Origin of the sequence: Virgibacillus flavescens, from assembly GCF_050574275.1 — a bacterium.
Classification (GTDB): Bacteria; Bacillota; Bacilli; order Bacillales; family Amphibacillaceae; genus Virgibacillus_F; species Virgibacillus_F flavescens.
Window position 1 is genome coordinate 3,485,051 of the sequence record NZ_CP192260.1, and the last position, 21,817, is coordinate 3,506,867.

Annotated in this window: 15 protein-coding genes; 7 read left to right on the plus strand and 8 right to left on the minus strand. The window is 37.4% G+C overall.

All coding sequences use genetic code 11. From position 1 onward, the window contains the following. Positions 1 to 421 precede the first annotated feature (421 nt). From VBD025_RS17695 to VBD025_RS17710, 4 genes are all read left to right on the plus strand, one after another. A complete protein-coding gene (locus VBD025_RS17695) occupies positions 422 to 1,471 on the plus strand; it encodes a hypothetical protein (RefSeq protein ID WP_430787915.1) in 1,050 nt (349 codons plus the stop codon). Positions 1,472 to 2,101: 630 nt separating this feature from the next. After that, positions 2,102 to 3,610, plus strand: a complete 1,509-nt coding sequence (locus VBD025_RS17700) for a spore germination protein (protein WP_430787917.1) — start codon at positions 2,102 to 2,104, stop codon at positions 3,608 to 3,610. Between the two features lie 12 nt (positions 3,611 to 3,622). Beyond that, positions 3,623 to 4,741 (plus strand): GerAB/ArcD/ProY family transporter, encoded by a 1,119-nt coding sequence (locus VBD025_RS17705; protein ID WP_430787919.1) that lies wholly within the window; start codon positions 3,623 to 3,625, stop codon positions 4,739 to 4,741. After that, a complete protein-coding gene (locus VBD025_RS17710; RefSeq protein ID WP_430787921.1) occupies positions 4,734 to 5,867 on the plus strand; it encodes a Ger(x)C family spore germination protein in 1,134 nt (377 codons plus the stop codon). Before VBD025_RS17705 ends, VBD025_RS17710 begins: the two co-directional genes overlap by 8 nt. 718 nt (positions 5,868 to 6,585) lie before the next feature. Here the strand turns inward: VBD025_RS17710 and VBD025_RS17715 are convergent. The 4 genes from VBD025_RS17715 to VBD025_RS17730 all read right to left on the minus strand — a co-directional run bounded on the left by VBD025_RS17715 (position 6,586) and on the right by VBD025_RS17730 (position 10,649). Beyond that, a complete protein-coding gene (locus tag VBD025_RS17715) occupies positions 6,586 to 7,275 on the minus strand; it encodes an aldo/keto reductase (protein ID WP_430791482.1) in 690 nt (229 codons plus the stop codon). A 210-nt stretch (positions 7,276 to 7,485) separates the two neighbouring features. Continuing rightward, positions 7,486 to 8,694 (minus strand): quaternary amine ABC transporter ATP-binding protein, encoded by a 1,209-nt coding sequence (locus tag VBD025_RS17720; RefSeq protein WP_430787923.1) that lies wholly within the window; start codon positions 8,692 to 8,694, stop codon positions 7,486 to 7,488. Beyond that, the gene (locus tag VBD025_RS17725) at positions 8,691 to 9,551 is read right to left on the minus strand and encodes an ABC transporter permease (protein WP_430787925.1); all 861 of its coding nucleotides are present in this window, start codon (positions 9,549 to 9,551) and stop codon (positions 8,691 to 8,693) included. The genes VBD025_RS17720 and VBD025_RS17725 overlap by 4 nt, the downstream gene beginning before the upstream one ends. Before the next feature lie 99 nt (positions 9,552 to 9,650). Further along, on the minus strand, positions 9,651 to 10,649 hold the full coding sequence (locus VBD025_RS17730) for an ABC transporter substrate-binding protein (RefSeq protein ID WP_430787927.1): 999 nt from the start codon (positions 10,647 to 10,649) through the stop codon (positions 9,651 to 9,653). Between the two features lie 465 nt (positions 10,650 to 11,114). Here VBD025_RS17730 and VBD025_RS17735 point away from each other — a divergent pair, with 465 nt between their 5' ends. Both VBD025_RS17735 and VBD025_RS17740 read left to right on the plus strand, forming a co-directional pair. Beyond that, positions 11,115 to 11,546, plus strand: coding sequence for a MarR family winged helix-turn-helix transcriptional regulator (locus VBD025_RS17735; protein ID WP_430787929.1), 432 nt, complete (start codon positions 11,115 to 11,117; stop codon positions 11,544 to 11,546). 11 nt (positions 11,547 to 11,557) lie between these two features. Then, entirely contained in the window at positions 11,558 to 14,650 is a 3,093-nt protein-coding gene (locus VBD025_RS17740) for an MMPL family transporter (protein WP_430787931.1), read from the plus strand. Positions 14,651 to 14,981: 331 nt separating this feature from the next. Here VBD025_RS17740 and VBD025_RS17745 read toward each other — a convergent pair. Both VBD025_RS17745 and VBD025_RS17750 read right to left on the minus strand, forming a co-directional pair. Further along, a protein-coding gene (locus VBD025_RS17745) for an IS3 family transposase (protein ID WP_430787785.1) occupies positions 14,982 to 16,342 on the minus strand; the annotation gives its coding sequence in 2 pieces (ribosomal slippage) (positions 14,982 to 15,886 and positions 15,886 to 16,342; 1,362 coding nt in all). 589 nt (positions 16,343 to 16,931) lie between these two features. Next, entirely contained in the window at positions 16,932 to 18,002 is a 1,071-nt protein-coding gene (locus VBD025_RS17750; protein WP_430787933.1) for an undecaprenyldiphospho-muramoylpentapeptide beta-N-acetylglucosaminyltransferase, read from the minus strand. 112 nt (positions 18,003 to 18,114) lie between these two features. On the opposite strand from VBD025_RS17750, the gene VBD025_RS17755 reads away from it, so the two are divergent. Continuing rightward, positions 18,115 to 19,485, plus strand: a complete 1,371-nt coding sequence (locus VBD025_RS17755; RefSeq protein ID WP_430787935.1) for an MATE family efflux transporter — start codon at positions 18,115 to 18,117, stop codon at positions 19,483 to 19,485. Positions 19,486 to 19,511: 26 nt separating this feature from the next. On the opposite strand, the gene VBD025_RS17760 is transcribed toward VBD025_RS17755, so the two are convergent. Both VBD025_RS17760 and VBD025_RS17765 read right to left on the minus strand, forming a co-directional pair. Next, entirely contained in the window at positions 19,512 to 20,936 is a 1,425-nt protein-coding gene (locus VBD025_RS17760) for an aldehyde dehydrogenase family protein (protein WP_430787937.1), read from the minus strand. Between the two features lie 75 nt (positions 20,937 to 21,011). After that, the gene (locus VBD025_RS17765) at positions 21,012 to 21,512 is read right to left on the minus strand and encodes a hypothetical protein (protein ID WP_430787939.1); all 501 of its coding nucleotides are present in this window, start codon (positions 21,510 to 21,512) and stop codon (positions 21,012 to 21,014) included. Positions 21,513 to 21,817: the final 305 nt, after the last annotated feature.

A 21,817-nucleotide genomic window follows, 5' to 3' on the forward strand; every position in this document is an offset into this window, starting at 1 on the left:
TCTTAAGCGTATAAAAAAACAATATGTAGTACTATGCTTTCCCGCTCAGAAGGCCACTATGAATTATGAAATTTACTTGAATAACTTGAAATACTTTTTCCATTTTAATGACCTCCTTCCGATTCGATTCTCAATAATTATAGTATTTTGAAAAATATTAGTCAATAGTTTTTTGAATATATTCTAAATTTTTTCAAAAGAGATGAATAGAAAACTTGGCTTATCTCCATGCCTTAATGGTGACAGACTTAGTTGCACTTTTGCAGTAAAAAAGGAATTATACTTTCTTACCTGCTGAAATATTCCTGAAATCAGGACTTTGATCCCTTCTGTTCGCTCACAACGTAGTCGTTTCACCTTATGAAAGAGAAATGATATAATGCACAAGGTGAACTTTTAGTGAACGAATGGATGTGGTATTATGCAGCAGCAAAGCAGTTACAAAAAAATCGAACCTTCTTCTGGATCGATTATTATGGCAAGTGGCATTTTTTTAATCGGTACAATTAATGCTTTTCCTATATTGGATTTGAACGCAGGAAAATTTTTGGCAATCCTGCTGGCAATTGCATGGATTTTTATTTATAAATCCTTATCCATTCAATTTTTTCATCGGGATTTTTTAATCCCATTTATTAAACATCCCGTTAAATCTTTTGCAATCGGGACTTGGATAGCTGGCGTATCTGTTTTATGTAATGTATTTATAAAGTATTTTCCTGAAATTCTGCTGATTACACAAATCATGGCAATATTAAATTCGATATTATGGTTATTATTTTTGGTCACGTGTTTTTATAACTTCAGAAAATTATTTACAGCAAAAAAAAAGTACCGGGTACACGGTACAATTCTCTTATCTACAGTAGGAACTCAATCAATTATCTTCCTTTTAAACAATGTATTTTTTCGTTTTCCAGCCTTATTCACTGAAGTTATTATCTTGTTAGGTCTGATGTTCTATTTAGCTGGTATAGCCTTAATTAGTAAACGGTATTTGCAGCAAAGAAATTGGTCATTGGCTAATGACTGGTCGAACACCAATTGCATTATTCATGGCGCTTTATCAATCACTGGATTGGCAATTGTTACGACTAATACGTTTACACCGGGAATTATTGCCCTTTTTTGGGTAATCGTTTTATTACTACTCGTTTTCATTGAGGTCATTGAAATAATTCGTGCCTACAGCCGTATTAAAACATATGGCTGGAACAAAGGAATCTTCGAGTATGATATATCACAATGGTCCAGAAATTTTACCTTTGGTATGTTTTACACATTCACCTTGGTTATGCACTTCAATCCGTTCTATCCGCTACCAGAAGTACTTTATAGTTTCCAGACAAGTTTCATGGCATTCTGGGCGTGGGTTGTTTTAATTGCTTTGGTAATTCAAATTGCCCTTTTTCTCAAATCTCATATCACGTCCAATACCTCGGGAAAACAAGAAAGTAATGTTTCACTTTAATACAGACTGAAACATGTAGGTACTTCCTAAATTGAAATAAGCTGCAATCAGTGGTAGTAGTTGACGCAAAATCACTTTACTGCGAGATAACTTATAATTAAGTTCGGTGCTCGTCACTTGCTTGGCCACTGAAAAAGGGTTGGAGGTGGTACGAAATAAGTGGATCTACGATCGCATCTTCGAATATACAACGCTTTGTGTGGGCACGGCTTCAGCTTCCTTGGGTCTCACCTATGCCTTTCCTCCGCTCCAATCTCTAGACAAGAGATGGATGACACAGATTTATTTAATGTACACTTGATATCTACGTCTATTTCAACATGTATTAGCTTTACCAGTCCTGCATTGTCCCGGGCGTTGACTCCTGCGACAAATAACTAGTAACATTTTTTATGTGATACAAGAACTATAGTTTATTGCATTCAGTACTACAGAATCCGTTCTGTAGTACTTTTTTGTTCTACATAAGAAAGTAAAAAAAATAAAAGAATCTTGGCATAAGTAAAACTTCAGTGCTCGCTAAAAAAGCAAACAAACTACCGAGATTTTCTAATTAATATTTGTCGGCTTAGTAATAAAAACGCTATTTCCCCACATACTACTCTTACTTAGTGTTTTCAGGAGGCAGCCATGAAGAAAATTTCAAAAAAGAATAAAATGAAGTCCTCCATTTTTCCGATTAAAGTGGATGAACTAAAAATCAAATTAGAAAGTAAGTTTGAAAATAATCCTGATCTAATCTTCACTACTTATGAACATCAGCAAAAAAAAATTGCCGTTTTCTTTATCGCATATCAAATTCAATCTGAAAGACTTGAGAAGTTTATTTTACAGCCATTACTCAGTAATGAAAAAGAATGGAGTAATAAATCACTTTTAAATGAAATCCCATTAGGGACTGGTTCCAGGAAAGAAAACTTTGATGAAATACTGTCAAAATTATTAATAGGCGAAGTCTTTATCTATATTGAGGGCGAAAAAGATGCTATATCCTACTTATTATTAAAAAAAGAAAAACGGCAGCTGGCAACTGCTGAAACAGAGTCCGTTGTTTTAGGTCCAAAAGTTGCATTCACAGAATCATTATTTACTAATTTAAATTTAGTTCAGTGGGCAATTAAATCCAATGACTTGGTACTGGAAAAAATAGTTGTTGGGAAAACTGCACCGAAAGAAATTCGTCTGGTTTACATGAATTCAATTACCAATGAAACCGATGTAAATACTATTCGACAACGGCTGTTAAACCTCAAAGTAGACTCTGTTGAAGATAGTACCGTTCTGATGAGTTACATCGAAGATTCCCAAATTACTGTTTTCCCACAATTCTATTCAACTGAACTACCTGATCGTTTTAGTTATATCATTACTAGCGGAAAAGTTGGATTGTTAATGGAGGGGAGCCCTAATGGAATCGTAGCTCCATCAACTTTATTCAGTTTTTTCGAATCCACAGAAGATATTTATATGCGTTGGAATACAGGGTCATTCGCTCGCGCACTTCGGTTCATCGCTATGACTTTGTCTGTATTATTAACTCCATTGTATGTAGCAACTGTAACGTATCATTATGAATTAATTCCCACTCCTGAATTAATCACATTGGGACAGTCACGGGCTGCTGTTCCTTTTCCACCATTACTAGAAGCACTAATTTTAGAGTTTATGATTGAACTTTTACGTGAGGCTGGAGCACGACTGCCTACAAAGGTTGGTCAAACAATGGGTATTGTTGGTGGTATTGTTATTGGTCAGGCAGCGGTTCAAGCAGGATTAACAAGCAGTATTCTTATAATTGTAATTGGAATTAGCGCACTAGCTTCCTTTACTTCTCCAAGTTATTTAATGGGAGCAACAATTCGTGTTATTCGATTCCCCATGATTCTATTGGCTGGTCTATTCGGTATTATTGGAATCGTTTTTGGTATTAGTCTTTTAATTATTCATTTACTGCATTTAACTTCATTAGGACGCCCATACCTAACACCGTTGTATCCATTTAAATGGCAGGATTTTAATAAAGTACTGTTCCGCTTACCTTTAAACAAACAGTCCCATCGAGCTATCTCACTGCAGCCCAAAGATACTTTACGTTACCGGAAAAAGGAGGCAGAGAAGAAAAAAGACATTGATGAATAGGATGGTGAAAAAATGGAAGTTAATATAACTATTAAAGAAAATTTGAAAATCCGTGCATTCTATCTTTTTTTCATAATTACTTCCATTCAAACAGGGGCAGGGATCATGGGGGCACCAAAATATATCTTTTTGGAATCCGGACATGATTCATGGATAGCTGTGTTAATTGCCTTCATATATATGGTAATCATTGCGTTTGCAATGATTATTATTCTAAATCAATACGAAACTGCTGACCTTTATGGAATTCAAGTAGATTTATTCGGTATGTGGATTGGAAAAATTCTTGGAAGTTTATTTATTATTCATCTAGGTGCTAGTCTTTTTTCTATTTTGATTACTTACATTGCGGTTGTACAAATTTTCATCTTTCCTACCTTTCCCACCTATACGATGTCACTTATTTTGCTAAGTTTAATTATATATAGTGTACTTGGAGGAATAAGGGTCATCGTAGGGATTGTTTTTATCTTTTTTTTATTAATACAATTTCTGTTGTTTCTGTTACTTTTCCCGGCAATGCGAATGGATTTTTTGCATTTCCTTCCATTATTTAATGCTTCTCCTGTGGAATTATTAAAAGGCGCGAGATCAACTTCTTATAGTTTAATGGGTTTTGAAATTTTGTTGTTGTTATTTCCTTTTATCCAAAACAAAAAAAATATAAAGTTGCCTGTTATCCTTGGAGTTAGCTGGTCAGCATTTATTTTGTTCTTAGTTACCTTTATTGCGATAGGATATTATAGCCCTAATCAATTGGGAAATTTAGACTGGTCTGTGCTTGGATTGTTTAAAACAGTATCTTTCTCGTTTATTGAACGTTTTGATTATATCGTTGTGGCAAGCTGGATGCTAGTAATACTGCCTAATATGATATTACTGATGTGGGGAATGACATATGGTGTGAAACGTCTCTACGGAATACCTCAGAAAAAAACGCTGTACATAGCTTCAAGTATATTTTTTATTTTAAGTTTTTTATTTCAAGACAGTAAATTAATTTCAATTACTGTGACGATAATCGGCAAGGTGGGATTCTGGGTTGTGTTTATTTACCCGCTTATATTGCTACCACTGGTAATAATTAAAAAAAGATGGCGTAAACATAAGGGTGACATACAAAATGATTAAATATTGGTTAATTTTATTACCGCTATTTATACTATTACTGAATGGCTGTGTAGATTCTAAAGAAATTGAAAGTCTTGGAATCATTAATACTAGAGGTATTGATCTTCAGGAGGACGGCAAATTAAAAACGACCATCGTTTATTTCCAGTTTGATGCACGGTCAAAAGACATTGCAAAAATTGTTTTTGGCGAAGGGGATACAGTAAAAGGAGCGAGAGCAAACGCAAATTATAAGACTAACTTCGAGTTAACTCCTGGCCAGATTCGGCTTGAAATATACGGTATGAAAGCAGCAAAAAAAGGGTTATTGCCCTACCTGGATACGCTTGCCCGAGATGCAAAGGTTTCTGATACAATGTTCCTTGCTCTAAGTAACTCAACTGCAGAGGAAATAATAACAATGGGTAAAGAAAATTTATCAATTGACGTGGAACATTATTTATACCGACTAATTGAACAAACGATAAATGATGATATCATTCCGCGTACCAATCTTCACGACTTTACTCATACGTATTATGATGTGGGAAAAGATCCAATAATTCCGATGCTGAAAATAAAAGAAGGTCGACCTTACTTATACGCAATGGCACTATTTAAAGAAGATAAATATGCAGGGTCCATCTCAACTGTAGATGCATTTTTGCTTAATATACTAGAGAAACAAGTTGAAACAACCTTAATGGAACTTACATTACCAATCGAGCCGATCAAAGATCACCTGGTCAGAGCCGATGCCAATCAGGATGACGATACGTTCAGTGTGTTGCTCAGCGTGGTAAATGGCCATGGTCAATCCAGGTTAACCAATTTTCATGATCTGGAATTCGAAACAAATGTTGACGTAGAATTTCGTTTATTAGAATTGACAAGGGAAATCAACCTTGAAGCTAAGGTTGAAACTTTACTCGAAAAAGAGATCGAAAAAAACATAGAAAAAAGATATACAGATCTATTAAAAAAAGTACAGGACCTTGATGCAGATCCGTTCGGTTATGGAAGTATCTATCGAAGTCAGAAAAGAACAGGTAAACTTACAGACGATGAATGGCGAAACAAACTTTCAGATATTAAAGTGAAATATAATGTAAATGCTAAGCTCATTCGACATGGTATAACTGAATAAATAATAATACAAGAGGAAAAGTATACTTTCTATCAATTACGGCAAATTGAGAGAAACAGGTGTTCCAGTAATAGTTAAATTACCCCACAATCCATTGATGTAGTTGATTAAGAATATCTCTATACTGCGAAGTAAATTTATTACCAAGAAATGTTCTAAAGCCGTCGTCCAGGATCGCTGCGGGCGGATGCTTTCCGCGGGCACGGCTTCAGTCTCCTCGAGAACCCCACTCTGCGGGGCCTTCAGACTCGTGCTGTTCCCGCTGGAGTCACCGCCCTCCGCTCACCAGGACTGGTAAAGCTGTTTATGTCTTTGTTTTTTTAAACTAGAACATGTAGAAATAGCATAGCCGTGCTATCAGGGTAGCAGTTAATAAATCTGCGACATCCATATTTTGTCTAGAGATTGGAGCGGATGGCAGTCGACTCCTGCGGGAGGACAGGCATCGGTGAGACCCCGGAGTGCAATAGCACGAGGAGGCTCACCAGCCGCCCTAAGGTGCGCGACTGCCATCAGCGGAAATCTCGTTGCTGTCATATCGTAGCATTCTCAAAGTGGTAAGTTATTTCGCAGTATCCATCTACTACGAAAAATTAATTAGTAACTCGCTTTAGGTATATACATATTTATTAATCGTGTCATGGACATCTTTCAAGTAAGGCAGTTTACTACTTTTTCATAATTATCTAAGTGTGAAGAAAAGCAAGCTCTTAGAATCCTATCTAGTGATAGTATCTGGATGAGATCCTATTCGCAAATTTTCATCCATACCATTCAATACCTTCATATCTTCAGTGGAAATTTCAAAGTTAAATACATCCGCATTTTCACGTTGTCTTTTTTCGTTTGCAGATTTTGGTATAACAATGAAGTCATGTTCCAAGTGCCATCGGATTATTAATTGCGCTGCACTTTTTCCATATTTAGCAGCTATTTTCTTAAGTCCGGGATCATCCAGATATTTAGCACGGCCAAGTGGCGACCATGACTCAATAGCAATTCCATTTTGTCTGCAATAGTCCACCGTACTTTTTTGAAATAACTTTGGATGTAACTCGATTTGATTTACGACAGGTGTAACAGTAGATGTTTCGTTTAGTTTTTTCAAATGATGATCCAGAAAATTACTTACCCCGATTGCCCTTACAAGTTTACTGTTATAAATTTCCTCCAAAGCTCTCCAGGTTTCCGGGAAAATTTCTGGTACTGGCCAATGAATTAAATAAAGGTCTAAATAGTCCAGACCTAGCTTTTCCATACTTACGTCAAATGCTTTTCGCGCTTTATCGTAACCATGGTCATCATTCCACACTTTGCTTGTGACAAAAATTTCATTACGAGGAATACCAGAGTTCCGAATGGCTTTTCCAACACCTTTTTCATTATCATAAAAACTTGCTGTATCAATGTGGCGATTGCCTTTATCAAGTGCGCTTTAAAACTATATCATAAACTTGTTCGTCAGGAACTTTATATACACCTAGTCCTAGTCTTGGAATAGTTACTCCGTTAGAAAGTTTTTTGGTACTTGTGATATTCATTTCATATCTCCCTTCTTTCTTTTTACTATTCTAACAGAAAAAAGCTGACCATACCGATGGCCAGCTTTCCTTGTGCGTTAATCATGATATTCCGTGCTTTCATTAATCTCGCTTGATACCAGCCCAGATAAAACATGCACGCGAAGTATGAATCCAATTAATTTATTTTCTGTATTCACGACTGCCAATGGGAATTTTGATTCCAAAGTTTTTGGAATCAATTCACTAACGTACTCATCTTGTGGAACAATCGTAACATCAGTCCGCAGCACATCCGCTAACTCCAATTTTTCCTTAATTCCTCTTATTGCATCATCAATTGTTACGATACCTTTTATATGACGTTGACGATCGACAACGAACACACTCGAAATATTATTTTCTTCCATTTCCTTTACAGCTACATTGAGACCATCTTTCGTCGACACCAATGCATTCGGCTTAATCATAACATGTTCTGCCTGAAATACTTTTGAACGGTCGATATCCTTAATAAAGTCTGAGATATACTCGTTTGCAGGTTGTTCAATTATTTCTTCAGGCGTCCCTATTTGCACGACTTTACCATCTTTCATAACCGCTACACGGTCACCCAGTTTAAATGCTTCGTTGACATCATGTGTGATAAAAATAATAGTTTTTTGTAAACGGTCCTGGATATCCAATAACTCTAATTGCATTTCTCTTCTTATAAGTGGATCCAAGGCACTGAAGGGCTCATCCATCAGTAGAATATCAGGATTATTTGCAAGAGCGCGGGCTAATCCTACTCGTTGCTGCATTCCGCCCGATAACTGATCAGGATACTTTTCTTCGTACCCTTTTAGTCCAACAACTTCCAAATTTTTAGTTGCAATTTTTTCTCGCTCTACTTTATTCATCTTTTTTATTTCTAGACCGTACTCCACATTTCCCTGCACAGTCCTGTGATCAAACAGACCGAAATGCTGAAAAACCATAGCTATTTTTTCCTGTCTTACTTTTTTTAATTTTGCTCCACTATATTTAGCAATGTCTTCTCCATCAATGAATATAGAACCATCCGTAGGTTTATTCAATAAATTAAAACAGCGAATGAGGGTCGACTTACCACTACCGGATAAGCCCATAATAACAAAGATTTCTCCTTGTTCAATTTCCATCGTGGCATCGTAAACACCAACGGTATGTCCTGTTTCAGCAAGTATATCCTTTTTACTTTTACCGCTTTTTATTAATGGAATAATGGATTTTGGCTTTGGGCCAAATATTTTAGATACATTCTCCAATTTTATTTTAGCTGTCATTCGTTAACCCTCCTGTGCTTCTGGAGTTTATCTGCTACGCCGCCGGTCACGCGGTCAATTATTATTGCTAAAAATACGATGCTGATACCCGCTTCAAACCCAAGTGAAATATCAATTCGGTTTATTGACACGAGTACCTGTTCACCTAACCCTTGCGCTCCAACCATGGAAGCAATTACTACCATTGCAAGTGCCATCATCGTCGTTTGATTTACACCAGCCATTATTGTCGGCAAAGCCTGTGGCAATTGAATTTTCCAAAGCATTTGTGTTCTGGAAGATCCAAATGACTGCGCAGATTCAATTACTTCTTTATCCACACCGCGAATTGCCAGTTCCGTTAATCGGATGACTGGTGGTACAGCATAAATCAATGTAGCAAATATTGCTGAAACGTTTCCTAAACCAAAGAAAAAAATCGCTGGAATAAGGTACACAAAACTTGGCATGGTCTGCATTGCGTCCAGTATAGGTCGCATGACAGCTGAAAAGACTTTGCTGACCGCCATTAAAATTCCAAGCGGTATGCCAATTCCAAGTGAAATAATTACTGCAGTCAAAACTACTGCAATCGTTATCATCATATCTTCCCATAACCCAAATGTACCGATCAGAAAAATAAATCCACCGTAAAACATTCCAGAAATGATTGACTTGAAGTATGCACCAAGTAATACAATAATTAAGATAAATACCCACCACGGCAACACTAGTAAGAAATCTTCAATTCCACCGATGATACCTGAGAAGAATAAATAAATAAAATCAAAAAAACCCTCGAAGGTTTCATCCAAAATGTTAACAAATTCTTCAACATAATCTCCTAGTTTCGTCGTTATATTCGGAAAAATTCCCATTGGAAGACTGTAAACTACAGCCTCTTCACCTCACTTATTCAGATTAGAATGGCAGCCAGACTATAAGCCAGCTGCCATTTCTATCATGTTCTTCAAATACTACTTCATTGAATCCTTAACTTTAGTTGCAACATCTTCTGGGACCCAGCCTGTCCATAAGTCTTCATGCTGTTTCATCCACCATACTGCCGCTTCTTCAGCAGACACTTGATTTTTATCCATATACTTTAACGCTTCTTCCGTTAATTTAGAACTTGTTTCATAATTACTTAAAAAATCTACAACGTCTTTTGCTTGATCAGGCATATCTTTATGAACTGCGACAACTACGTCATTTGGCGGGAATTCAGTACCTTTTGTTTTTTCCCAAACCTTCTTATCAAATTCAGGCTCTTCCAACAGCGTAAGGTCGAATTTAGCCGTTACAGCAGTTGGAGACCAGTAATAACCTACCCAAGGCTCTCCTGCATCAATAGCATCAGTTAAGGATGCTACAATTGCTGCATCAGAACCAGGCATAAAGTTAACAAAAGTATCATTTAAGCCATACGTTTCCATCTTTTTCGTAATCGCTTCTGCAACAGCCCAACCACTAGGAGCGTTAATTAAACGACCCTTTTCAGGCTCTGCAGGATCTGAAAATAATTCAGGATATTTCTTAAGATCTTCAACCGTTTTTAAGTCTGGCGCCATTGGTTCTATTCCACGTTCCTCGTCCCCTTCAATTACATATGTAGGAACGTAGATACCTTGAACATTATCATCAAAGTTAACAGAAACTTTTTCAACATCTCCAGCTTCTGTTGCTTCGTTATATACTTCTTTTATGTTATCTGTCCAAGCTTCCATATATACATCGATATCACCTTCACGAAGACCTAGAAAAGTTGCGGAAGTTGAACCGGGAGTTACTTCAGTTTCATACCCATAACCTTCTTCAATTATCTTTTGTGCAATACTGTTATGAACTCTGATACTATCCCATCCAGCATCGGCGAAAACGATTTTTTCCTTTTTACCGTCGGATTCAGATTCTCCTCCACATGCCGAAAGCACTAGCAAAACGGCAGCAGATACTAACATCAACATTTTTTTCATTTTAATTGCTCCTTTTTATTTAGTTTTTTCCACCAATAATCAGTAAGTAAAATAATGCTACTTCTATTAAGATGGCTAAAGAGAGTTACTTTAATTCTGAGGAAAATTCAGGAAACTAAGCGGGTCATTGTATCCAAACAACGTTATTTAAGCATATATGAATAGGTTACTGCTTATCAAACCGCTTCAGAGCCGGTATAGGTGGATAAGAGGTGAACTGGTAATTCTAAGAGGAACAATCGTTGATTTCTATCAACATTGGCATAAATGCTTTGAATTTCGACAAATTCAGACAAAATAGAGTTGATTTGCGCTACCCTGTCTCAACTATAACCAAACACTAAATGTCTATTTTGTGACATGCTGGTTAAGTTATTGCTTACAAACAGTTTTCTTGTTACGATATAATAGTTCACCAATCGAACTATTCACCTATTGAACTTTTTTATATATGGAGGTATTTAAATGGATATATATGTACTCATCAAACGCTACCAAACTGCAATGAATACTGTTTACCGAAGTGTTAACAGTATTTTAAAAGAAAAAATTCACTCCGAAATTACAACTGATCAATTTTCAACTCTGCAATACATTCGAAATAATGAAAATTGCACAAGTACAGAAATAGCTCTCGAATTCGGAGTAGGTAAAAGTGCGGTAACTGCTCAAATAAACCGATTATTTGATAAGGAATTAATCGAAAGAAACCGGGATGCATCTGACCGTCGAAACGTATACTTAACCATTACACCTAAAGGGAAACATCTGGTGGAGTACACAGAAAAAGAACTTTATGCAGCTATTGGCGACCAGCTTTCCCACTTTAATAAGGAAGAAATTACACAGTTTATCCAATCACTTGAAAAATTAGCAGGAATGATGGATAAAAAATAGGAGGAAATACCATGAAACAAATTATTCGGTTTAGATGGCTGATTGCCGCTTTATGGGTTGCCGCAGCAGCTGGTCTTTTTATTTTTGCACCGAACCTTCAAGAACTTGTTCGGGAGAAAGGTCAAATTTCAGTTCCGGAAGAATACCCATCACAAAAAGCAAATGAGTTACTTAATGACATGTCCGCTGAAAACGGCTCAAACCAGTCTAGCGCTGTTCTTGTATTTCACGATGAAGACGGTCTGGACAAATCTGAAAAACAGGAAGTTTCAGCTGCTATTGATCAGTTAAAGAAAAAGAAAGAAGAACTTGGCCTTTCGAATATTTTAGATTTTACGGAAGATCCTGCAATAGAAGAACAGACCGTGTCGTCAGATAATACGACTATTCTTGTACCGTTTGATCTTTCCTTAACCTCCCATGAAATTGGTGAAACCCGAGAAAAAATAAGTAATACAGTTGAAGATGTTGCGATTGATCATCATATAACTGGTGAAGATTATATTCAAATGGATATTACGAAAAACTCCGAAGAGGGGTTACAACGAACAGAATTCATAACTGTTGGATTGATACTTATCATTCTATTCATTGTATTTAAATCGTTCGTTGCTCCATTCATACCCTTACTTACAGTTGGAATTAGCTATCTTGCAGCACAAGGTGTTGTTTCTATCCTTGCAGATACTGCAGATTTCCCGCTATCCACTTTTACGCAGATTTTTATGGTAGCTGTTATGTTTGGAATAGGAACGGATTATTGTATTTTATTAATAAGCAGATTTAAAGAAGAACTTGCTCATCATGACTCAATTTCAGATGCTGTCATTACTACGTACAGATCAGCTGGCAAGACTATTTTCTTCGCAGGCTTGGCTGTGCTCGTAGGATTTTCAACAATTGGTCTATCGACATTTTCACTTTATCAGTCGGCTGTTGCGGTGGCTGTTGGTGTAGCAGTTGTTCTATTGGCACTGGCAACTTTGGTTCCATTTTTCTTAGTTGTATTAGGTAAAAAACTTTTCTGGCCATTTGATAAAAATGTCTCTCATAAAGAGAGTAAACTTTGGAAGCATGCAGGATTATTTGCTTGGGGCCGGCCAATTATTGCTTTACTCATCGTAGCAGCAATAACCCTCCCATTTTTAATCACGTATGATGGCGACAAATCGTATAATTCACTTCAGGAAATTGGCGAAGAGTATGGTTCAGTAAAGGCGTTTAACTGGATTTCTGAAAGCTTTGGACCTGGGCAAACTATGCCAACCACTGTTTTATTGGAAACAAAAGAACCAATTGATTCAGTTGAAGAATTCCAAGATATTGCTAAGATAAGTCAGGAAATTGCTGAAATGGACGGAGTAGCGCAAGTTAGAAGTGCTACCAGACCCGCTGGAGAAATTATCGAAGGTTTTTCAGTTAAAAATCAAACCGGACAATTAGCCGATGGAATTGGTCAAAGCACAGGTGGAATTAAAGAAATTCAAAATGGTCTTTCGCAGGCCTCTGACGAACTTAAAAATGCAACACCACAGCTTGAAGAAGCACAAAACGGTGTCAATCAGCTGATGGAGGGAACTAAACAGGCTAATACTGGTATCGGTGATATTAGTAATGCACTTAATGAAATTCAAAATGGTATTGTTTCTGGATCACAGGGAGCGAATGAAATTGCAGCTAACCTGCAAACAATTAAAAGTAATCTGGATCAAACTATAAATGGAAACCGTGACTTATTGAATGGATATAAGAAATTAGCTGATGGTTTGACGTCTCTAAATTCCAAATTAAATGGACTAGACCAAATTAACCCAGCTATTTCTCAATCTTATTCGAGTTTAACAGCAGTTTTAGAAGATCATCCCGAACTGAATGATGATAAAAACTTTATGACTGCTTATCAAACGCTTGATAAATTGAAGGATCAAACGGATTCATTAGCCGAGATACAGCCAGCACTTGAGAATCAGGTAATTGCTCCGTTAAACAAACTGAATGGCGGGCTTACTGAAACCATTTCTGGGCAGGGTCAGCTCTCTGATGGACTCTCCAAATTAATTAATGGCGTGAAGCAGCTGCAATCGGGCTTAAATCAGGCGGCTTCTGGTCAGGATCAAGTCATTTCTAATATCCCTAGCTTACAAAATGGACTTTCAGAAATTTATGGTGGTCAGGAAGAATTGAAAGGTGCATTTGATGGTATGCAGGATCAGCTTGGACAATTATCAAGCGGTCTTAGCGAGAGTTCTGACGGATTACAGCAAATCAATTCTGGACTTACCGAGGTAGAAAGTCACCTTGGAGATTTTAACTCTGACGAATCAAGTCCAACAGTTGTTATACCAGAACAGGCATTGGAAAATGAAGCGTTTATCCAAGGAACAAAGCCTTACATTTCAACTGATAAAAAGCTTGTGAAATTCGATGTTGTATTGAAGGATAATCCATACTCTTCTGAAGCAATTGCAATGGTGGATAAAATTGAAGAAACAGTCAACGAGGCAAAAGAAGATACTGTTTTTGTAAAGAATGATCCAGTGATTGGAGGAATCAGTAGCACCAACAATGATCTTCAAAACATTTCAGATGAAGATTACTCTCGAACTGTAATGCTAATGATTATCGGTATCTTCATTATCTTAGTAATAATGCTTAGATCCTTGATTATTCCGGCATATTTAATTGGTTCGCTGATTTTAACTTACTTTACATCACTCGGACTCACTGAAGTTATCTTTGTAAATATACTTGGATATGATGGTTTGTCATGGGCAATTCCATTTTTCGGATTTGTTATGCTGATGGCACTTGGAATTGACTATAGCATATTCCTAATGGACCGTTTTAAAGAGTATAAAGAGGTTCCACTTAAAGAAGCATTAATTAGTTCGATGAAAAATATGGGAACTGTTATTATTTCTGCAGCAGTGATTTTAGGTGGTACATTTGGCGCAATGCTTCCTTCTGGGGTCTTGTCACTATTACAGATTGCAACAGTTGTATTAACAGGATTGTTTTTATATGCCTTTGTTATGCTTCCATTATTTGTACCAGTAATGGTTCGACTATTTGGCAATGTAAACTTCTGGCCATTCAAGCGCTAGATAGCTAAAGTTAGGTCGCAAGTGATAGTATTGATTTCAAAATCGATAGTTGTAAAAACTCAAGTGTTTATTATTATATCGAGATCAATATAGCAAATATCAACATCGATTCAAATCTAAAAATTCTCCCCAATGCTAAGTCTAGCAATGGGGAGATTTTATGTTTACTAAAATTCAGGACATTATGAAGTATACTGATTGAATAACGTATTTGATGTTAAACTAAGACATTAATGGTTGTTTTCCGCTGCAGACCGTTGCTTTCCGCGGGCACGGCTTCAGTCTCCTCGAGAAAACTGAAGTGACCCCGAAAAGTTGGACAGATTTTTCGTTAAGCTGCTTGTTGGGAAAGAGTTCGGTATTGAATCGGACTCTTTCCTTTTAATTTTGTTTTTATTCGTTTGTTATTATAGTAATCCATATATTCTACTAGCTCTTGTTTGAAGTGATCTATGCTTTCAAATTGGTTGAGATAAAGAAATTCAGATTTCATAATTCCGAAGAAATTTTCAATAACGGCGTTGTCATAACAGTTTCCTTTTCGTGACATACTTTGTGTGATGCCACGTTCCTCTAGAGCTTGGCGGTATTTTTTCATCTGGTAGTGCCACCCCTGATCCGAGTGGATAATCAGTTCATCATTATCCGTGATGCGCTCCAAAGACGCTTCTAACATGTCGGAGACTAGGGAGTAGGTTGGTCTAGAACCAATCGTGTAGGAGATAATTTCGCCATTAAATAAATCAAGAACAGGAGATAAGTAAAGTTTCTCTCCGAATAATTTAAATTCTGTAATGTCGGTCACCCATTTTTCATTTGGTTTTTCCGCCTTGAAATCGCGATTTAAGATATTGGGAGCAGTCTTACCAACTTTGCCCTTATACGAACGGTATTTCTTTATGCGAACAAGGCTTTTCAAGCCTAACGCCTTCATTAATCGCTGCACTTTTTTGTGATTCACTAGGTATCCCTTATTTGCTAATTCTAATTGAATGCGACGATAGCCATACCGTCCATCATGTTCATGATAAATCGATTGGATCAATGACTTTAATGTGGTATCTTTGTCAGCTCGATTAAATGTTTTTACCCAGTAGTAGTAGGTACTCCGCGGAATACCTGCCAACTTTATAAGTTTTTTTACCGCGAATTCGACCCTTAGTTCATAGACTACTTTCGCTTTGTCTTGTTTGGTGATTTTTCCTTGTTTTGAACTAAGGCTCTCAACTTTTTTAGATAGGCATTCTCCATACGCAAGTGTTCCAGTTCTTTTTGCATTTCCTCTATAGGATCCTTAGCAGGTTTTTCATTCTTCGAATTTTTCTTTTGATGTGCTGTCATATGGGGATTCCCCTTCCGTGTTGGTTTAAGGGCATCGAATCCACCAGTCTCCCACTTTTTCTTCCACTTCCGAACCATAGCAGGATCAGGAATGTGGAAGATCGCCGATGCCTCTCGAAGAGAGAAATTCTTCTCTTCAATAAACGTAATTATATCTAGCTTAAAGGCTGGCGTATAGTTTGTATAGGGAAATTGAAAAGCTTGATTTCCATGATACTCATATAATTTTACCCAATAGCGTAATACAGATTCGTCAATCCCGCTTTCTTTCGCTAAGCCCCGATAACTATAACTCTCTTTTATATAACGTTGCACAACATCGTGTTTTTCCTTCTCTGTCATCTTTCTCATCCAGGCACCTCCTATTGTTAATTGGGTGTCCAACTATAGGGGTGCACTGCAAAACCACTCTGCGGGGCCTTCAGACTCGTGCTGTTCCCGCAGGAGTCAACAGTCCTCCGCTCCAAACAACTGCCATAATTATGGGGAATCCATTCTACGATCCATAAAAATGTTTTCTCTCGTTCACTACGGCAACGGAGGAAAAATGCGGAGACTCCTTTGGGAAAGCGAAGTGGCTACTGAAAAAGTGATGGGTAATAGGATTCTATCTTTTCACCCTTACTTAGCATCTTCGAATATACGAAGACTCCTGCGGGAACAGCGCGAGCTGAAGATCCCGCAGGAAAGCGGTCTTTGCTTATCCGAGGAAGCTGAAGCCGTGCCCGCGGAAAGCGTAGTATATTCGAAGATGCGACGATTGATCCACCTATTTCGTATCACATTTAACTTTTTCGGTGGCCAAGCAAGCGAAGATCACCGAACATAATTAGAAGTTACGTCGCAGTATATATGTTTTGTATCAACCACAATAATGGATTGCGTGCTTATTCAACTGTTTCTTGGAGCACCTACTTATTTCATTCTGCGAAAGTTGAGTTTATTTACTATTATTTTTTATGATTTCAATAACACGATCTTTTGCTTTCGAACTCTGATAGCTTTCCATATTCGTTTTCATGATTGCCCCATATTCTTTCAATTGAAGCAGTTCCTCAACAAGTGTGTTCTCAGTTAATGATTCTTCTTCAAGCACACGGGCATACCTTTTTTCCGTAAATGATTTAGCATTAATAATCTGATCGCCTCTACTTGAGCCTTTAGATAACGGGACAAGCAGCATTGGAATTCGTAAAGATAAAAATTCAAATATGGCATTTGAACCAGCTCTAGATAAGACAAAGTCAGTTGCTGCAAAAAGATCCTTTAATTCTTCATTTACGTACTCAAACTGTGTATATCCAGGACGATTAAAAGTTGGGTCAGTCTTCCCTATTCCGCATACATGGATAATTTGAAATTCATTTAGTAATTTATCCAGGCTGTTCCGGACGCTGTCGTTTATTTTTTTCGAACCGCCACTGCCGCCCATAATCAGCAGAACCGGTTTAGTAGTTGTGAAATCGCAAAAGGCCATCCCTTTTTCCTTACTGCCTTGAAAAAGTTCATCACGTACAACTGCACCTACGTATTCGGCTTTCTGCTCAGGCAGATAGTTCATTGTCTCTGGGAAAGTTGCGAGTACTTTTTTCACAAATGGAATTGCAATTTTATTAGCAAGACCAGGAGTAAAATCAGATTCATGAATGACAACTGGAATTCGGCGAAGCTTAGCTGCAAGCACCACTGGTACGGATACAAATCCGCCTTTCGAAAAAATAACTGACGGTTTAGCTTTGCCAATTATTCTCCATGCCTGCATCGTACCCTTCATTACTTTGAAGGGATCTTTAATATTTTCTTTGGACATATATCGTCGAAGCTTTCCAGTGGAAATTGGGTGATAGGATACACCGTCTAGTTCCTCGATTAATTTTCGTTCAATTCCATCCTTTGAACCAATATAATTAATTTCCCAGCCCTCGCGCTGAAAAATGGGTATGACTGCTAAGTTTACAATGACATGACCTGCTGTTCCGCCGCCTGTAAACAGAATACTTTTTTTATTCATTAATTAATCGTCCCTTCTTTCGAAATGCGAAGTAAAACGGTATAATTGCTTTTATAACTTTTACAATCACTTCTTTATACTAGTAGAAAATTAATCAAAAAGGAAGACATATATGTATGAAACGTCTACGATAAAAGAAAAATTGAAGCTGTTCACCATAATATTGCTGCCTATTCTTATTACCCAGGTCAGCATGTATTTGATGAACTTTTTTGACACAGTCATGTCCGGGCAAGCTGGTGCAACAGATCTGGCTGGTGTGGCAATTGGGTCTAGTTTGTGGATACCTGTTTTCACTGGAATAAATGGTATTCTGCTTGCTATCACCCCCATTATCGCTCACCTCATCGGTGCACATGCCGATCATGGTATTGCTCGGAAGGTTCAGCAAGGTGTTTATCTGGCCACTGCGCTTGCTATACTGGTTTTACTAATTGGTGCCTTCCTGTTAAATCCTATTTTGCAGGTGATGGACCTGGAAACTGATGTACGCCATACCGCTAAATACTACATAATTTGGCTGGTAACTGGAATTGTTCCTTTATTTATTTTTAATACGCTGCGTTGTTTTATTGAAGCGCTTGGTCAGACAAAGATCTCCATGATTATCATATTAATCTCGCTGCCAATAAATATATTTTTTAACTACATTTTTATTTTTGGGAAGTTTGGGATCCCGGCATTCGGAGGAATTGGCTCTGGAATAGCTACTGCGCTAACTTATTGGATGGTTTGTATTATTGCATTTGGAATTTTATACAAAATGCATCCGTTTCGTGATTATCGTCTTTTTTCAAATTGGGTAAAGCCTTCGCTTATTGAATGGTGGGATCAATTAAAAATTGGAATACCGATCGGTTTTTCCATCTTTTTTGAAACAAGTATATTCTCAGCAGTAACTCTGTTTATGAGTGTTTATAGTACCGCTACCATTGCAGCCCACCAGGCAGCAATCAATTTTGCTTCGCTGTTGTATATGATTCCACTAAGTGTAGGAATTGCTCTAACCATTGTAATCGGATTTGAAGTCGGTGGAAAACGTTTTGGTGAAGCCAGGACATACGGATTCATCGGAATTAGTGGAGGTTTATTTATCGCAGTTTTTGCCGGCGCGGTTTTATATATATTTAATGATTTTGTTGCACATCTTTATTCTGCCAATGCAGAGGTGATCGAGATGACGAAGCAATTTGTTTACTTTGCTATTTTCTTTCAGCTTGCTGATGCATTTGGCGCACCAATCCAAGGAGCTTTGCGAGGGTACAAAGACGTGAATGTAACGCTCATAACATCATTTGTCTCTTATTGGGTTATCGGTCTGCCAAGTGGCTGGCTGCTGGCAAATTACACACCTCTCGAACCATTTGGTTACTGGGTGGGTATAATCATTGGATTAAGCTGTGGTGCGGTTGCACTTCTATGGCGATTATTATATTTACAAAAATATTATACAAAACCAAACATAGAAAAACAACGAGCCTGATGTACAGGCTCGTTGTTTGTTATCTTTTAAACTGAAAGTCCCAGAATTGATTTTGTTTCAAGGTATTCTTCAATACCGAAGTCTCCCCATTCTCTGCCGATTCCTGATTGTTTGTAACCACCGAATGGTGCTGAGAAATCTGGGCCAGCATTGTTCACTGTAATACGACCAGCTTGAATGCTTGTTGCTACTTTACGAAGTGTTTCTTTATCGTTACCAATTACATAACCTGCTAAACCATAAACAGTATCGTTTGAAATTTCAATTGCTTCGTCTATAGTTTCATAAGTGATAATAGACATTACAGGTCCGAAAATTTCTTCCTGCGCAATGACCATGCTGTTTTTTACATCTGCGAAAACAGTTGGTTTTGCGTAGAATCCTTTTTCCAGTCCTTCTGGTTTTCCTGCTCCACCTGCTACAAGAGTGGCACCTTCTTTAATACCCTTCTCGATGTACGATTGAACAGTGTCCCACTGCTTTTTCGCAACAAGTGGACCAATGAACGATTTTTCACGTGGATTACCAACAGGGAAGTTAGGCAATACGTTTTTAACAGCTTCAACAAACTCATCCTTTTTATTGGAAGGGACAAGGATTCTTGTAGCAGCTGAACAAACCTGACCAGTATTCATAGCGATATGATTAACAGCTGCTTTAGCCGCTTTTTCCATATCTGCATCTTCAAGAACGACTAGTGGTGATTTCCCACCAAGCTCTAAAGCGAAATTTTTGATTGTTTTTGCTGCATTTTCCATAATCTTTTGTCCAGTTCCAACAGAACCCGTAAACGATACGAAATCGATATCAGGATGAGAACTAATACCGTCGCCGATTACTGAACCTGAACCATTAACAAGATTAAATACGCCTTTAGGTACACCAGCAGCATCAAAGATCTCTGCTAAAATAATTGCCGCATAAGGTGTAAGTTCAGATGGCTTTAACACTACTGGACTACCTGCCGCAAAAGCGCTGGCAATTTTAGTTGACGTTTGATTCGTCGGGAAGTTCCAAGGAGTAATAAGACCGCTCACCCCTACAGATTCTTTAACAATCGTGTGGTTGCCACGCTCCTCTGTAAAAGAAAAGTCTTTTAACGCTTTAGCCGCTTCTGAAAAATGAGCATATCCCATATTGTAATGAACTTTTTCAGAAATCTTAAGTGGTGATCCAAGTTCATCCGTCATCGTTTCAATTAAATCATCTTTCCGTTTTTCATATTCTGTAACAATTCTTTCAAGCATATCGATTCGTTCTTCTTTAGATGTTTGTGAAAAAGAAGGAAACGCTGCTTTTGCTGCAGCTACTGCTTTATCTAAATCTTCTTTCGTACCCATACTGATTTTACCAATAACTTCTTCTGTAGCCGGATTAATTACCTCTTCCGTTTCATTACCTGTAGATTCTATCCATTCTCCATTAATATAATGTTTTAATTCGTTACGCATATTTAACATTCTCCTTTTTATTTGCCTATATAATTTATGTTTCCTTTATATGGTTCCTTGAAACATAATTAATCTTTAATTCATTAGTTCCTTAATAGTAGATAATGCCTCTTTTAATTCTGCACTTTTTCCAGCTTGATCCAAGGTAAACCAAGATATCCCGGGGATAAACACTACCAGACAAATTATTACAGTTACTGTCGTCCATTCAGGAAAAGGCTTGGGATCTTTTATCATAAGTCCGAGAACAAACGAAACCACAACTGTGTAAACACCAACAACAAAAGGTGATGGAAAGGTGATTTTGTTTAACTCTTCGAGGTACGTGATTAGTGAATTTACTTTTACACGCAACAGTTTTTTTTCCTGCAAATCCAGTTTGTCCAGACCACTATCGAGTTCAGATAGATCTCTGTAGAAAAATATACTGTATTCTTTACTCGAATCATCTATGTTAGCGGTTACATTTAATAGATAGTTTTGTAACAAAAGCAGGAACTTATCGATATCTGGTTCTTTCAATACTTGCTCCATTTCACTGCTTATACCGCTGGATTTCACTTTAATCAACTCCATGATAGATTATATGCTTCATTTCAGCATAATCTATTCTATTAAAGTTGATCGGTTAACATGACGTCAAAAGCGAATAATCTATGAATTTATCTAAGTTTTTTTCTCTTCGTATCGATAGACTAGAGGCTGGAGCAAAAAAACACATGAGATGATCCATCCTATGATGACCCACCAGGAATCCTGGAGAACCAGCAAAGGAATGATGCAAATAAATGCAAAAGCTAGTTTAGAAACTCCAGTCGGCTTAAGTTGTGTGTGACAGTTCGGACAAACAACATTGTTAAAGCTTCCCTCCTTCATTAAAT